This is a genomic window from Burkholderia sp. 9775_39 (genome assembly GCF_015712225.1).
Lineage (GTDB): Bacteria > Pseudomonadota > Gammaproteobacteria > Burkholderiales > Burkholderiaceae > Burkholderia > Burkholderia cenocepacia.
Genome location: NZ_JACCQC010000007.1, coordinates 68,439 through 83,480, shown reverse-complemented (window position 1 = coordinate 83,480; position 15,042 = coordinate 68,439). Strand labels below are relative to the sequence as shown.

13 protein-coding genes and 1 riboswitch are annotated in these 15,042 nt (G+C 69.3%); of the genes, 11 read left to right on the top strand and 2 right to left on the bottom strand.

Translation table 11 applies throughout. The features are described from left to right. The first annotated feature begins 119 nt into the window (after positions 1-119). From H0X90_RS11725 to metF, 11 genes are all read left to right on the top strand, one after another. Positions 120-623: a DUF2844 domain-containing protein gene (locus H0X90_RS11725; protein WP_012492269.1), complete on the top strand. Its 504-nt coding sequence runs from the start codon at positions 120-122 to the stop codon at positions 621-623. A gap of 16 nt (positions 624-639) precedes the next feature. After that, positions 640-1,878, top strand: coding sequence for a DUF3443 family protein (locus H0X90_RS11720; RefSeq protein ID WP_006497451.1), 1,239 nt, complete (start codon positions 640-642; stop codon positions 1,876-1,878). Positions 1,879-2,042: 164 nt separating this feature from the next. Continuing rightward, positions 2,043-2,540 (top strand): VOC family protein, encoded by a 498-nt coding sequence (locus H0X90_RS11715; protein WP_006485888.1) that lies wholly within the window; start codon positions 2,043-2,045, stop codon positions 2,538-2,540. A gap of 429 nt (positions 2,541-2,969) precedes the next feature. After that, the gene (gene flhB / locus H0X90_RS11710) at positions 2,970-4,169 is read left to right on the top strand and encodes a flagellar biosynthesis protein FlhB (protein WP_006485884.1); all 1,200 of its coding nucleotides are present in this window, start codon (positions 2,970-2,972) and stop codon (positions 4,167-4,169) included. Beyond that, positions 4,166-6,268 carry a flagellar biosynthesis protein FlhA gene (gene flhA, locus H0X90_RS11705; protein ID WP_006485892.1) on the top strand — a complete coding sequence of 701 codons (2,103 nt, stop codon included), beginning with the start codon at positions 4,166-4,168 and terminating at the stop codon, positions 6,266-6,268. The genes flhB and flhA overlap by 4 nt, the downstream gene beginning before the upstream one ends. After that, positions 6,265-8,064, top strand: coding sequence for a flagellar biosynthesis protein FlhF (gene flhF / locus H0X90_RS11700; protein ID WP_077190266.1), 1,800 nt, complete (start codon positions 6,265-6,267; stop codon positions 8,062-8,064). Before flhA ends, flhF begins: the two co-directional genes overlap by 4 nt. After that, on the top strand, positions 8,057-8,875 hold the full coding sequence (locus H0X90_RS11695; RefSeq protein WP_006491878.1) for a flagellar biosynthesis protein FlhG: 819 nt from the start codon (positions 8,057-8,059) through the stop codon (positions 8,873-8,875). Before flhF ends, H0X90_RS11695 begins: the two co-directional genes overlap by 8 nt. Before the next feature lie 22 nt (positions 8,876-8,897). Then, the gene (locus tag H0X90_RS11690; RefSeq protein WP_006484033.1) at positions 8,898-9,632 is read left to right on the top strand and encodes an RNA polymerase sigma factor FliA; all 735 of its coding nucleotides are present in this window, start codon (positions 8,898-8,900) and stop codon (positions 9,630-9,632) included. A 101-nt stretch (positions 9,633-9,733) separates the two neighbouring features. Further along, positions 9,734-9,851, top strand: a riboswitch (S-adenosyl-L-homocysteine riboswitch). A gap of 32 nt (positions 9,852-9,883) precedes the next feature. Then, positions 9,884-11,302 (top strand): adenosylhomocysteinase, encoded by a 1,419-nt coding sequence (gene ahcY / locus H0X90_RS11685; RefSeq protein WP_006484031.1) that lies wholly within the window; start codon positions 9,884-9,886, stop codon positions 11,300-11,302. Positions 11,303-11,404: 102 nt separating this feature from the next. After that, entirely contained in the window at positions 11,405-11,758 is a 354-nt protein-coding gene (locus tag H0X90_RS11680; protein ID WP_006477367.1) for a phage holin family protein, read from the top strand. A 30-nt stretch (positions 11,759-11,788) separates the two neighbouring features. Further along, the gene (gene metF, locus H0X90_RS11675; RefSeq protein WP_006484036.1) at positions 11,789-12,619 is read left to right on the top strand and encodes a methylenetetrahydrofolate reductase [NAD(P)H]; all 831 of its coding nucleotides are present in this window, start codon (positions 11,789-11,791) and stop codon (positions 12,617-12,619) included. A gap of 102 nt (positions 12,620-12,721) precedes the next feature. Here the strand turns inward: metF and H0X90_RS11670 are convergent, their stop codons facing one another. Both H0X90_RS11670 and H0X90_RS11665 read right to left on the bottom strand, forming a co-directional pair. Continuing rightward, on the bottom strand, positions 12,722-14,200 hold the full coding sequence (locus H0X90_RS11670; RefSeq protein ID WP_034201875.1) for an amidase: 1,479 nt from the start codon (positions 14,198-14,200) through the stop codon (positions 12,722-12,724). Positions 14,201-14,280: 80 nt separating this feature from the next. Beyond that, positions 14,281-14,973, bottom strand: coding sequence for a dienelactone hydrolase family protein (locus tag H0X90_RS11665; RefSeq protein ID WP_006484034.1), 693 nt, complete (start codon positions 14,971-14,973; stop codon positions 14,281-14,283). Positions 14,974-15,042 lie beyond the last annotated feature (69 nt).

The window sequence follows — 15,042 nt, the reverse complement described above, 5'->3', positions numbered from 1 at the left end:
CCGCAGGCATACTACGCGTCAGCAGCAACGTAGCGTCATTCGTAAGATTCATAAGTTGGCAGGCGGCGGGGGCCGACGGCGGCGCCGTCGGCAACGAAGCCAGTCCCTTGGGGGGGAACGTGAAGCTGAAACGCTTGGGCTGGACCGTCGCGCACGCGACGGCTGCAATGAGTGTGCTGTGGGCCGTCCACGCACATGCGGAACTGGGCGGCGCACCGATGTCGCCGCCGGCGGACGATCAGGCCGCCACCGTGCGGGCGCTGCAGCGCGCGATGCGCTCGGCGGACGGCGTGCAGACGAGCACGGCCGCCTATACCGTCCGCGAGATCACGCTCGGATCGGGCACCGTCATCCACGAATACACGTCGGCCGCCGGCAGCGTGTTCGGCCTCGCATGGCGCGGGCCGACGATGCCGGATCTCGCGTCGCTGCTCGGCAGCTATTTCCCGCAGTACACCGCCGGGGTCCAGGCGGCGCACCAGGCGCGCGGCTGGCGCGCGCCGGTGGCCGTCGAGACGAGCGGCCTCGTGATCCGGACGGGCGGCCACATGGGCGCCTTCTCCGGCCAGGCATGGCTGCCGTCGGCGCTGCCTGCCGGCGTGGCCGGCACCGATATCCAGTGACAGCGGGAGAGCGACCTTGAGCATTCCTCGTACATTCAAGCGCTGGCTCGGCGTGCTGGGCCTCCTGGCCGCGACGGCCGTACTCGTGACGGCATGCGGCGGCGGCGATGGCGGCGGCGGCAGTGCGGGCAACGGCGGCAATACGGGCGGCAACGGCTCGGGCGGGTCCGACGGCAACAGCGGCAATACGGCCGTCATCACGGTCGGCGCCGGCGCCGCGAACGTGATCAACATCCCGACCATCAGCTTGAAGGTCTGCGTGCCGGGCACGTCGAACTGCCAGATCGTCAACAACGTGCTCGTCGATACCGCGTCCTACGGGCTGCGGCTCGTCGGCAGCGCGGTGGCGGGCGTGCACGACAGCCTGCCGCAGGTGACGAGCGGCGGCGCGCCGGTCGCCGAATGCGGCAAGTTCGTGTCGAGCTACACGTGGGGCTCGGTGCGCACCGTCGACCTGTCGATCGGCACCGAGCAGGCAAGCTCGCTGCCCGTGCAGATCATCGGCGACCTCGGCACGACCAACGTGCCGAGCTCGTGCACGAACGGCGGCGCGTCGGCCAACTCGACCGGCGCGCTCGGCGCGAACGGGATCCTCGGCATCGGGCCGGCGCCGTACGACTGCGGCACGACCTGCGCGACGTCGACGTCGACGAGCAACAACTACTACGCGTGCCCGAACGGCGACAACGCAAGCTGCACGGTCGCGCTCGTGCCGCTCGCGCAGCAGGTGGCCAACCCCGTGCATCGGTTCGCGAACAGCGACGGCGTGAGCGTGCAGATGCCCGACATCTCGTCCAGCGGGCAGGGGAGCGCAACCGGCACGCTGACGTTCGGCCTGCCGAACCTGAGCGGCAAGACGGTGATGACGTCGACCACGACCGGCGACGTCAGCGCGACGTTCCAGGGGCGCAACGTGACCGCGTTCTTCGATACGGGCTCGAACGCGTATTTCTTCAACGATTCGGCGCAGACGGTCTGTTCGAGGAACACGGAGTTCTACTGCCCCGCGACCACGACCTCGTACTCGGCCACGCTGAGGGGCCAGAACGGCGCGTCGGGTACCGTGTCGATGCCGGTCGCGAACGCGGATTCGCTGTTCTCGAACCCGTCGACGTTCGCGTTCAACGACATCGCGGGCCCGTTCGGCTCGTCCAGCTGGCTCGACATCGGCATGCCGCACTTCTACGGCAAGACGATCTACTTCGGGATGGACAAGACCGCGAGCGGCGGCGCGCAGCCGTTCGTCGCGTTCTGACGCGGCACGGCCGGACGCAGGAACGAAGGGGGCGAGCGATCGCCCCCTTTTTTTATCCGGCGTGCGGTGCGCGCGCTACGAGCCGGCGCGCCGCCAGGCGCCGGCGCAGCGGCTACGATGTAAGACCGGCACCGGTGCCGGCACGACATCGAGGAGACAGCGCCATGACCCAGCGTATCCAGCGCATCACGCCGTTCCTGTGGTTCGACCGCGACGCCGAGGCGGCGGCCGCTTTTTACGTATCGGTGTTCGACAACGCGCGCATCGTGCACGTCGCGCGCTACGGCAAGGCTGGCGCGCACGCGTCCGGCAACGCCGAGGGCGCGGTGATGACCGTGGCGTTCGAGCTCGACGGGCAGGCGTTCGTCGCGCTGAACGGCGGCCCCGTGTTCCAGATGACGCCGGCCGTGTCGTTCGTCGTCAACTGCCGCGACCAGGACGAGATCGACCGTTACTGGGCGCGCCTGTCCGAAGGCGGCGACGAGCGCGCGCAGCAATGCGGCTGGCTGCGCGACCGCTTCGGCGTGTCGTGGCAGGTCGTGCCGGTGCAGATGGCCGAGCTGATGACGGGCGACCCGGCCCGCGCCGAGCGCGTGATGGCGCAGGTGATGACGATGAAGAAGCTCGATCTCGACGCGCTGCAGCGGGCGGCGGCTGGCTAGGGCCCGTTCACGCCAATAACGGGCTTGCGCTGGCCCCGGAAAGGGCCGGGCGCAAGGATTGCGACGAAGCGAAGACTCGACGTATTCGCGACGAGCATGACGTGGCGATCGGCCCGTCCGGGGGCCGTTGCGTCGGGGCCCGCTTTCCCCGCCTCTTCCCGTTTTCCCGCCCGTCGTTTCACCGTCCCCCCGCACTCAGCCCGTGCCGTCCCGCCTGCGAGCGCCGCCGCCCCCATGCGCCGGCCGGCCGGTTTTTCCGCCGCGCCGCGCATCGTTCCGCCCCCGCTCCGGCCGCGTTCGCGGCGGCTCGTCCGATTCCCCGAAATACCCCCCTTTCCCGGCTTTGCTCGACCGATCGGCGTTTGACGCCTCCATGAATAATCGGTGTCACTGGAAAACGGCATTCCGCCGTAGCCGACTGGAGGCCCCGTGGCAGACGAGAGCGATCTCGACAAGACCGAAGCCGCCACTCCCAGGCGCCGCGAGAAGGCGCGCGAGGAGGGGCAGGTCGCGCGTTCGCGCGAACTGGCTTCGTTCGCACTGCTCGCGGCGGGGTTCTACGGCGCATGGCTGCTCGCGGGCCCGTCGGGCGCGCATCTGCAGGCGATGCTGCGCGGCGCGTTCACGTTCGATCGCGCGACCGCGTTCGACACCCACCGGATGCTGTCGGCGGCCGGCAGCGCGAGCCTCGAGGGCTTCGCCGCGCTGCTGCCGCTTCTCGCGCTCACCGGCGTCGCCGCGCTGCTCGCGCCGATGGCGCTCGGCGGCTGGCTGATTTCGCAAAAGACGTTCGAGCTGAAGTTCGACCGGCTGAACCCGATTTCGGGCCTCGGCCGGATCTTCTCGATCCAGGGGCCGATCCAGCTCGGGATGTCGATCGCGAAGACGCTGGTGGTCGGCGGGATCGGCGGCATCGCGATCTGGCGCAGCAAGGACGAACTGCTCGGCCTCGCGACCCAGCCGCTCGGCGCGGCGCTGCCCGATGCGCTGCATCTGGTCGCCGTGTGCTGCGGCACGACGGTCGCCGGGATGTTGGTCGTCGCCGGGCTCGACGTGCCTTACCAACTCTGGCAGTACAACAAGAAGTTGCGCATGACGAAGGAAGAAGTGAAGCGCGAGCATCGCGAGAACGAAGGCGATCCGCACGTGAAGGGGCGCATTCGCCAGCAGCAGCGCGCGATCGCCCGCCGCCGGATGATGGCGGCCGTGCCGAAGGCCGACGTGGTCGTCACGAACCCGACCCACTTCGCGGTCGCGCTGCAATACACGGATGGCGAGATGCGCGCGCCGAAGGTCGTCGCGAAGGGCGTGAACCTCGTCGCGGCGCGCATCCGCGAACTCGCGGCCGAACACAACGTGCCGCTGCTCGAAGCGCCGCCGCTCGCGCGGGCGCTGTATCACAACGTCGAACTCGAGCGCGAGATCCCCGGTTCGCTGTACTCGGCGGTCGCCGAAGTGCTCGCATGGGTGTACCAGCTCAAGCGTTTCCGCTCGGAAGGCGGCGCGTTCCCGGCGGTGCCGGTCGATCTCGACGTGCCGGCCGAACTCGACAAGGGCACGTCGGTCGCCGCCGACGACGAACGTGAAGAAGCCGAGGACACGCTCGGCAAACGAGGGACCGCGGCATGAGCACCCCGACCACCGGCCTGTTCGCGAAGCGCCCGAACCTGCTGGCAGGCACGAACCTGCGCGCGCTCGCGGGCCCGATCCTCATCTGCATGATCCTGGGGATGATGATCCTGCCGCTGCCGCCGATGCTGCTGGATCTGCTGTTCACGTTCAACATCGCGCTGTCGGTGATGGTGCTGCTCGTCAGCATGTACACGATGAAGCCGCTCGACTTCGCGGCGTTCCCGAGCGTGCTGCTGTTCTCGACGCTGCTGCGCCTGTCGCTGAACGTCGCGTCGACGCGCGTCGTGCTGCTCGAAGGCCATACCGGCCCGGACGCGGCCGGCCAGGTGATCGAGGCGTTCGGCCACTTCCTGGTCGGCGGCAACTTCGCGGTCGGCATCGTCGTGTTCGTGATCCTGATGATCATCAACTTCATGGTGATCACGAAGGGCGCGGGGCGGATCGCCGAAGTGTCCGCGCGCTTCACGCTCGACGCGATGCCCGGCAAGCAGATGGCGATCGACGCCGACCTGAACGCGGGCCTCATCAACGAGGAACAGGCGCGCAAGCGGCGCCTGGCCGTGTCGCAGGAAGCGGAGTTCTACGGGTCGATGGACGGCGCGTCGAAGTTCGTGCGCGGCGACGCGATCGCCGGCCTGATCATCATGGCGATCAACGTGATCGGCGGGCTGATCGTCGGGATGGTCCAGCACGACATGAGCTTCGCCGCGGCCGGCACCAACTACACGCTGCTGACGATCGGCGACGGCCTCGTCGCGCAGATCCCGTCGCTCGTGATCTCGACCGCGGCCGGCGTGATCGTGTCGCGCGTCGCGACCGACGAGGACATCGGCACGCAGATCACCGGCCAGCTGTTCACGAACCCGCGCGTGCTGACGATCACCGGCGCGATCATCGTGCTGATGGGGCTGATCCCGGGGATGCCGCACTTCGCGTTCCTCGCGCTCGGCGGCGGCGCGATCTGGCTGGCGCGCACGCAGACCCGGCGCGCGGCGGCCCGCAAGGCGGCCGGCGACGTGACCGACATCGCACCGCCCGCCGTGCTGCCGGCCGACAGCCACGAAGCGACCTGGGACGACGTGCAGCTGATCGACCCGCTCGGGCTCGAAGTCGGCTACCGGCTGATTCCGCTCGTCGACAAGAACAGCGACGGCGAGCTGCTCAAGCGCATCAAGAGCATCCGCAAGAAATTCGCGCAGGAAATCGGCTTCCTGCCGCCGGTGATCCATATCCGCGACAACCTCGAGCTGCGGCCGAACGCGTACCGGATCGCGCTGAAGGGCGTCGAGATCGGCGCGGGCGAAGTGTTCCCGGGCCAGTGGCTCGCGATCAACCCGGGCCAGGTGACGGCCGCGCTGCCGGGCGCCGTCACGCAGGACCCCGCGTTCGGGCTGCCGGCCGTGTGGATCGACGTCGCGCTGCGCGAGCAGGCGCAGGTGTACGGCTACACGGTGGTCGACGCGAGCACGGTCGTCGCGACGCACCTGAACCATCTCGTCGTCCAGCACGCGGCCGAGCTGCTCGGCCGCCAGGAAGTGCAGGCGCTCGTCGAACGCACCGGCAAGGATGCACCGTCGCTCGTCGAGGACCTCGTGCCGAAGACGATCTCGCTCACCACGCTGCAGAAGGTGCTGCAGAACCTGCTCGAGGAAGGCGTGCCGATCCGCGACATGCGCACGATCCTCGAGGCCGTGTCCGAGCATGCGGGCCGCGGCGACGCGTTCGAGATCACCGCCGCGGTGCGCCTGTCGCTCGGCCGCGCGATCACGCAGCAGTGGTATCCGGGCAACGGCGAAATGCAGGTGATGGGCCTCGACGCGAACCTGGAGCGCGTGCTGTCGCAGGCGCTCGCCACCGGCGCGAACCCGGGCCTCGAACCCGGCCTCGCGCACAACCTTCTGACCGGCACGCAGCAAGCGATGCTGCGTCAACAGAATCTCGGGCTGCCGCCGGTGCTGCTGGTGCAGCACGCGCTGCGCGCGATGCTCGCGCGCTTCCTGCGCCGCAGCCTGCCGCAATTGAAAGTGCTGTCGTATGCCGAAGTGCCGGACACACGCACGATCAAAGTCGTTAACGTCATCGGGGGTTCCGCTTGAACATTCGCAAATTCACCGGCGCAACGAGCCGCGACGCACTTCGTCTCGTGCGCGAGGCGCTCGGCGCCGACGCGGTCGTGCTGTCGAACCGCACGCTCGATGACGGCAGCGTCGAAATCGTTGCACTCGCCGATTCGGATCTCGCCGCGGTGGCGCCGCCGGCCGCACGTCCGCGCGTCGCCACGTCGCGCGTGCCGGAGTCGGTGCCGGCCGCCGCCGTGCCGGGCATCGTGTCGCGCCCGGGCATCGCACCGCGCCCGGCCGTCAATCCGTACGCGGCCGGCGAAGGCGGGCTGCCGGACGTGTTCTCGTCGGTGTTCGGCGCGAGCGCCGACGCGCACGACGCGGATGCGTATCCTCCGTCGAGCGATGCGGACGCGCCCGCCGCGACAGCGCCGTCGATCGCCGCGCCGGCCGCCGGTACGCCCGCGCCCGGATCGCCGGCCGCCCCTTCCGAACCCGCACCGTGGCTGGTCGAGCACGCGAAGCGCCTCACGCAGCAGCGCGACGCGCTGATCGCCCGGGCGCAGGCGCCGGCCGAGCCGCAGCCGAGCGCGCCCGCGCCGCGCGCCGCGGCCAGCGCGACGCCGCCGGACTGGGCGCGCGACATCGTCCGCGACGCCGAACGCCGGATGCCGGCCGCGGGATCGCCCGCCGCCGGGTCGCCGGCCGCCGGCGCGACGGCCGCCGCGAAGCGCGCATCCGACACGGGCACCGCGTACGCCGGCAGGGCGACGGAACGCACGCGCCTGTCCGCCGACACCGCCGCCGCGGTGGCCGATGCGGTGAAGTCGCGCCTCGAGCGGATCGTCAACGACACGGTGATGCAGGAGCTGGGCGAGCTGCGCGGGATGATGCAAGAGCAGTTCGACAGCCTGATGTGGCACGACCGCCAGCGCCGCAGCGCCGTCCACGGCGCGCTGACGAAGCACCTGTTCGCGGCCGGCTTCTCCGCGCAGCTGGTGCGGATGCTGGTCGACAACCTGCCGTCCGGCGACGGCGCGCAGACCTTCGGGCAGGCCGCGGAATGGGCGCAGTCGGTGCTTGCGTCGAACCTGCCGGTGCTCGACAGCGAGGACGCGCTGATGGGGCGCGGCGGCGTGTTCGCGCTGATGGGGCCGACGGGCGTCGGCAAGACGACCACCACCGCGAAGCTGGCCGCGCGCTGCGTGATGCGCTTCGGCGCGAGCAAGGTCGCGCTGCTGACCACCGACAGCTACCGGATCGGCGGCCACGAGCAACTGCGCATCTTCGGCAAGATCCTCGGCGTGCCGGTGCACGCGGTGAAGGATGCGGGCGACCTCGCGCTCGCGCTGTCCGAGCTGCGCAACAAGCACATCGTGCTGATCGACACGATCGGCATGAGCCAGCGCGACCGCGCGGTGTCCGACCAGATCGCGATGCTGCACGGCGCGAACGCACCGGTGCAGCGCCTGCTGCTGCTCAACGCGACGAGCCACGGCGACACGCTGAACGAAGTCGTGCAGGCGTACCGCAGTGCTGGCGAGCATCCCGACCTGGCCGGCTGCATCCTCACCAAGCTCGACGAGGCGACCCACCTCGGCGGCGTGCTCGACACGGTGATCCGCTACAAGCTGCCGGTCCACTACGTGTCGACCGGCCAGAAGGTGCCGGAGAACCTGTACGTCGCGTCGACCAAATTCCTGCTGAAGAGCGCGTTCTGTGTGCCGCGCGACGGCTCGCCCTTCGTGCCGCAAGACGAGGACATGCCGACGCTGCTTTCCGCACTGACCGCACGTTCCACCGCCGAGCTGCACGAGGTGCGATTTGGATAAACGGATCATCGATCAGGCCGAAGGGCTGCGGCGCCTGCTGGCCGGGCGCGCGTCGCGCATCGTCGCGGTGACGGGCGGGCCGGCGGGCGTCGGCTGCACGTCCACCGTGGTGAACCTCGCGGCGGCGCTCGCGTCGCTCGGCAAGGACGTGCTCGTCGTCGACGAGCGCGCCGACGTGCACTCGGCCAGCGCGACGCTCGCGGGCGCGTGGCTGCGCGACGGCGAACGCACGCGGGTGGCGGCCGGCTTCGGCCTGTGCGGCGCCGCGCGGCTCGCGCGCGCCGGCTACAGCGACGCGCAACTGAGCGACTTCATCGACGGCCCGGCCGACATCGTGCTCGTCGACGCGCAGCTCGGCGCCGACGGCTCGTTCTCGGCGCTCGCGCGCGAAGCGCACGACGTGCTGGTCGTCACGCGGGTCGCCGCGCAGGCGATCACCGAGGCATACGCGTGCATGAAGCGGCTGCATTTCGCGCACGCGTTCGCGCAGTTCCGCGTGCTGACCAATCAGGTCGGCAGCCACGCGGACGCGAAGACGGCCTTCGACAACCTCGCGGGCGTCGCGAGCCGCTACCTGACCGTGTCGATCGCCGATGCGGGCTGCGTGAGCGCCGATCCGCTCGTCGAGCACGCCCGCGACCTGATGCATGCGGTGGTCGACGCGTTCCCGTCGTCGCCCGCCGCGCGCGACTACCGGCAGATTGCCGCCGACCTGTTGTACTGGCCGATGCGCCCGCGTTCGGGTGCGGGCCGGGCGGTCCACGCCGGCGGCAAGCCGTCGTACGAGGCGGGCGCGGCACACGCCGCGTGAGCGCCACTCGAAGGAGAGAGCCATGATGTACAACGCTCAAGGAAAGATGTCCCAGGCCGACGTGCTCGCGCAATATGCGCCGCTCGTGCGCCGCCTCGGGCTGCAACTCGTCGCGAAGATGCCGGCGAGCGTCGATCTCGACGACCTGATCCAGGCCGGCATGATCGGCCTGATGGACGCGGCCGGCCGCTACAAGGAAGACCAGGGCGCGCAGTTCGAGACCTATGCGACGCAGCGCATCCGCGGCGCGATGCTCGACGAGCTGCGCAGCAACGACTGGCTGCCGCGCAGCCTGCGCAAGACGTCGCGCGAGGTCGAGCACGCGGTGCACCAGGTCGAGCAGCACCTCGGCCGCTCGGCGAGCGAGACCGAGATCGCGCAGCACCTGAACATGCCGCTCGACGAATACCAGGGGATGCTGCAGGACCTGCACGGCAGCCAGCTCATCTACTACGAGGATTTCGACCGCGCGGCCGACGACGAGCCGTTCCTCGACCGTTATCGCGTCGATCACGCCGATCCGTTGTCGGCGCTGCTCGACGAGCACCTGCGCGAGGCGCTGGTCGAGGCGATCGAGCGGCTGCCGGAGCGCGAGAAGCTGCTGATGTCGCTGTACTACGAACGGGGTCTGAATCTGCGCGAGATCGGCGCGGTGCTCGAAGTGAGCGAATCGCGCGTGTGCCAGCTGCACAGCCAGGCCGTCGCGCGCCTGCGCGCGCGGCTGCGCGAACAGGCGTGGGTCGGCGCCGAGTCCTGACCCCTTGTCGACGGCCGCGCGCGCCGGCGCCGCGCGCCCGTGCCGCGCTCGTGTGCGGGTCCTTGCGCATTCCGCGCGCCGATTTGCTACAATCCCCTCCGTTTTCCGAGGAGCGTTGCGACGGACCACCAGCGTCCGCCAGGCTCGGAGAGCTTCACCAAGCAGCCGTGCGGCGATTTTTTCGCGCCGGCCCCGCTTCCTGAACGGCGCTCACGTCACCAATCTAGAAACTTTTTAGAAAGGAGGGCGTGATGAACGCCATTATCGATTCCAAGGCATCCACCGATTACGTCGTCGCCGACATGGCGCTGGCCGGCTGGGGCCGCAAGGAACTCAACATCGCCGAGACCGAAATGCCGGGCCTCGTGCAGATCCGCGACGAATACAAGGCGCAGCAGCCGCTGAAGGGCGCGCGCATTGCCGGTTCGCTGCACATGACGATCCAGACGGGCGTGCTGATCGAGACGCTGAAGGCGCTCGGCGCGGACGTGCGCTGGGCATCGTGCAACATCTTCTCGACCCAGGATCACGCGGCGGCCGCGATCGTCGAAGCCGGCACGCCGGTGTTCGCGTTCAAGGGCGAATCGCTCGACGAATACTGGGAGTTCTCGCACCGCATCTTCGAATGGCCGAACGGCGAATTCGCGAACATGATCCTCGACGACGGCGGCGATGCAACGCTGCTGCTGATCCTCGGCTCGAAGGCCGAGAAGGACCGTTCGGTGATCGCGAAGCCGACCAACGAGGAAGAAGTCGCACTGTACAAGTCGATCGCGAAGCACCTCGACGTCGACGCGACCTGGTACTCGAAGCGCCTCGCGCACATCAAGGGCGTGACCGAAGAAACCACGACCGGCGTGCACCGCCTGTACCAGATGGAAAAGGACGGCCGCCTGCCGTTCCCGGCGTTCAACGTGAACGATTCGGTCACGAAGTCGAAGTTCGACAACCTGTACGGCTGCCGCGAGTCGCTCGTCGACGGCATCAAGCGCGCGACCGACGTGATGATCGCGGGCAAGGTCGCGGTCGTCGCGGGCTACGGCGACGTGGGCAAGGGCTGCGCGCAGTCGCTGCGCGGCCTCGGCGCGACCGTGTGGGTCACCGAAATCGATCCGATCTGCGCGCTGCAGGCGGCGATGGAAGGCTACCGCGTCGTGACGATGGAATACGCGGCGGACAAGGCCGACATCTTCGTGACGGCGACCGGCAACTATCACGTGATCAACCACGATCACATGAAGGCGATGCGCCACAACGCGATCGTCTGCAACATCGGTCACTTCGACTCGGAAATCGATGTCGCGTCGACGCGCCAGTACCAGTGGGAAAACATCAAGCCGCAGGTCGACCACATCATCTTCCCGGACGGCAAGCGCGTGATCCTGCTGGCCGAAGGCCGCCTCGTGAACCTCGGCTGCGCGACCGGCCACCCGTCGTTCGTGATGTCGAACTCGTTCGCGAACCAGACGCTCGCGCAGATCGAGCTGTTCACGCGCGGCGAGCAGTACGAGAACAAGGTGTACGTGCTGCCGAAGCATCTCGATGAAAAGGTCGCGCGCCTGCACCTCGCGCGCATCGGCGCGAACCTGTCGGTGCTGTCGGACGAGCAGGCTGCGTACATCGGCGTGCAGAAGGACGGCCCGTTCAAGCCGAACCACTACCGCTACTGATACTGATGCGCGGCCGCCGCCGTGCCGTGCGCGCCCGTCGCGGGCGCACGGCGCGGCGGCGCTCACCGATCGTACCGATCGACAACCGAACCGGAGCACTCCATGAGCGTCATCCTCACCTGGGTCATCAACGCGCTGGCGCTGCTGATCATCACGTACCTCGTGCCGTCGATCCACATCAAGAGCTTCGGCACCGCGCTGATCATCGCGGTGGTGCTCGGGCTGATCAACACGGTGATCCGGCCGGTGCTGATCCTGCTGACGCTGCCCGTCACGATCGTCACGCTCGGGGTGTTCATCCTCGTCGTGAACGCGCTGTGCTTCTGGTTCGCGTCGTCGCTGCTGAAGGGCTTCGAGGTGTCGGGGTTCTGGTCCGCGTTCTTCGGTTCGATCCTGTACAGCATCGTGTCGTGGCTGCTGTCCGCCCTGATCTTCGGCCAGCGCGACATCGGCTGAGGGCGGGCGCAGGCCCAACCCCATCGAATCATGAAACCGATCGAACTCTCGTTTGAATTCTTCCCGCCGAAGACGGCGGACGGCGTCGAGAAGCTGCGCGCCACGCGCGCGCAGCTGCTGCCGCTGAAGCCGAAATTCGTCTCCGTGACGTTCGGCGCCGGCGGATCGACGCAGCAGGGCACGCTCGATACCGTGCTCGACATGCAGAAGGACGGCCTCGAAGCCGCGCCGCACCTGTCGTGCATCGGCTCGTCGCGCGACAGCCTGCGCGCGATCCTCGACCAGTACCGCTCGCACGGCATCCGGCACATCGTCGCGCTGCGCGGCGACCTGCCGTCGGGGATGGGCGAGGTCGGCGAGCTGCGCTATGCGTCCGAGCTCGTCAGCTTCATCCGCGCCGAGCATGGCGACTGGTTCCACATCGAGGTCGCCGGCTACCCGGAGTACCACCCGCAATCGCGCTCGCCGAAGGCCGATCTCGAGAATTTCGCGCGCAAGGTGAAAGCGGGCGCGAATTCCGCGATCACGCAGTACTTCTTCAATGCGGATGCGTATTTCCGCTTCGTCGACGATGCGCGCAAGCTCGGGGTGGACGTGCCGATCGTGCCGGGCATCATGCCGATCACGAACTTCTCGCAGCTGATGCGCTTCTCCGAGATGTGCGGCGCCGAAGTGCCGCGCTGGGTCGCGCGCCGGCTCGAGAGCTTCGGCGACGATCGCGAGTCGATCCGCGCGTTCGGCGCGGACGTCGTCACGAGCCTGTGCCAGCGCCTGATCGACGCGGGCGTGCCGGGGCTGCATTTCTACACGCTGAACGCGGCGACCGCCACGCGGACGATCTGCGAACGGCTCGCGGTGTAAGCGCCGTCACGCGGTTGCCTGTGTGAAAGCCCCGCCGGTTTGCGCCGGCGGGGCTTTTTTATCGTGAAGCGCCGCGCATGCCGCGTGGCGGAAGCCGCTGAATCAGCGCTGCGCCTGCATCAGCGGCGGGCGGCGGTCGAACCACGGCCGCGCCTGTTCGAGCTGCCGCGCGAGCTTCAGCAGCAACGCTTCGTCCGCGTGGCGCGCGGCGAACTGCACGCCGATCGGCAGCCCGCGCGCATTCCAGTACAGCGGCACCGACATCGCCGGCTGGCCGGTCAGGTTGAACAGCTCGGTGCAGCCGGCCCACGCGAACGCCTTCTCCGACGACCTCGCGAGCATTTCCTTCAGCAGCGGCTTCACCGGCAACGCGGCGACCAGCTTCATCTGCGCGGATTCGAACGGCGTCGGCTGCAGTTCGCCGATCTTCACGGGGGGCCCCGCGAGCGAGGCGCACAGGATCGCGTCGTAGCGCGACACGAGACCGGCGACCTGCACGGTGAGCTGGCGCTGCCATTCGAGTACGTCCGGCAGGCGCGTGCGCGCGAGGCGGCGGCCGACCACGGCCATCGCCCACGTCGCGGCCTCGAATTCGCCGCGCCGCGGCGTGCGCCCGGTCAGCTCGCGCGCGCCGAGCACCATTTCTTCGGCGATCGTCGCCCACAGCGTCAGGAAGGTTTCGGCCGCGCGCGCATAGTCGATCTGCAGCGTCGTCGGCTCGACGTGATGGCCGAGCGATTCGAGCAGCGCGGCCGCGTCGTCGAGCGCCGCGCGCGTGTCGTCGGCGAGCGCCGGCGCGAGCATCGGATCGACGACGAGGCCGATCCGCAACGGGCCGGGCGGCGTATCGAGCGCGCCGAGGAAGGTGCCGGGCGCGCCGGGCGGCAGCGTCTGGCCGGTCGTCACGTCGAGCAGCAGCGCACTGTCGCGCACGCTGCGCGACACCGCATGCTGGACCACGAGTTCGCCGTTCGACGGCAGGTCGACCAGCACCGGGTTGCGGCTCGGCTTCAGGCCGAACAGCCCGCAGCACGACGCCGGAATGCGGATCGAGCCGCCGCCGTCGGACGCATGCGCGAGCGGCACGATGCCGGCCGCGACGGCCGCCGCCGCGCCGCCGCTCGAGCCGCCGGGCGTGTGGTCGAGATTCCACGGGTTGCGGCACGCGCCGAACAGTTCGGGTTCCGTGTACGGCATCTGGCCGATCTCGGACGTGTTGGTCTTGCCGAACACGTTCAGACCCGCCGCGCGGCTGCGCGCGATCACCGGCGAATCGTCGGCCGGCACGAAGTAGCGGTAGTGCCGGCTGCCCATCGACAGCGGCAAGCCGGCGACCGCCGCGCCGAGATCCTTGACGAGATACGGCACGCCCGCGAACGGCGTGGCGGCGCCCGGTTCGGGCGCGCTCGCCGCACGCTGGCGCGCGGCTTCGTAGTCCTGCAGCACGATCGCGTTGATCGCGCCGTTGACCGCTTCGGCCTGGCCGATCGCGGCGTCGAGCAGTTCGCGCGGGCTGGCCTGGCGGTCGCGCACGAGCGCGGCGAGTCCGATGGCGTCATGCGCGAGATAGTCCGAGTGCATCGCGGTCACCCCCGTTGTGACTCATGGCGATGGTGCGAGCATAACACGGGCCCGGCGTGGCGGGCCCGCGGCCGGCGTTTTTAGAGGTGCTCGGCGAGGAACGTCAGCGTGCGGCCGTGCGCGAGCGCCGCGGCACGCTGGTTGTACGACGCGCGGTCCGTGCAGTTGAAGCCGTGCTCGGCGCCCGGGTACACGTGGAACGACGCATGGCCGTGGCCGGCGAACGCGGCCTTCACCTGGTCGACCGCGGTGAGCGGAATGCCGTGGTCGTTTTCCGCGTAGTGGAACAGGATCGGCTGCGTGACCTGGCCGGCGAGGTCGAGCGCGTTCTGGATGCCGCCGCCGTAATAGGACACCGCCGCATCGAGCTTGCCGGTTGCGGCCGCGCGGTATGCGAGCTGGCCGCCGAAGCAGTAGCCGATCGCGGCGAGCTTGCCGTCCACTTCGGGGCGGGCGCGCAACGCGTCGGCCGCCGCGCCGATGTCCGCGACCGCGAGACCCACGTCGGTCTTTTTCATCAGCTCGATGCCCTTGTCGCGATCCGCGCCTTCGTAGGTCAGCTCGACGCGCGGCTGCGTGCGCCAGAACACGTCGGGCGCGAGCGCGACGAAGCCGTCGGCCGCGTACTGGTCGGCGACTGCACGGATGTGCGCGTTCACGCCGAAAATCTCCTGGATGATGATGACGGCAGGGCCCTTGCCGCGCTTGGGCAGCGCGAGATAGCCGCCGAAGCTGTCGTTACCGGTCGGGATGTCGATCCATTGGGCAGTCACGTTCTGAACTCCTGGCGTGCGGGGTGCGCAATGCGCGCCCCCAGGGTGAAAAGAGGGCGGCCTAGTGTG

Bases quoted from the DNA above. Each gene is read 5' to 3' on its own strand.
- metF (WP_006484036.1), top strand. From the start codon at position 11,789: ATGAAACCGATCGAACTCTCGTTTGAATTCTTCCCGCCGAAGACGGCG.
- ahcY (WP_006484031.1), top strand. From the start codon at position 9,884: ATGAACGCCATTATCGATTCCAAGGCATCCACCGATTACGTCGTCGCC.
- H0X90_RS11670 (WP_034201875.1), bottom strand. From the start codon at position 14,200: ATGCACTCGGACTATCTCGCGCATGACGCCATCGGACTCGCCGCGCTC.
- flhA (WP_006485892.1), top strand. From the start codon at position 4,166: ATGAGCACCCCGACCACCGGCCTGTTCGCGAAGCGCCCGAACCTGCTG.
- H0X90_RS11690 (WP_006484033.1), top strand. From the start codon at position 8,898: ATGATGTACAACGCTCAAGGAAAGATGTCCCAGGCCGACGTGCTCGCG.
- H0X90_RS11715 (WP_006485888.1), top strand. From the start codon at position 2,043: ATGACCCAGCGTATCCAGCGCATCACGCCGTTCCTGTGGTTCGACCGC.
- H0X90_RS11680 (WP_006477367.1), top strand. From the start codon at position 11,405: ATGAGCGTCATCCTCACCTGGGTCATCAACGCGCTGGCGCTGCTGATC.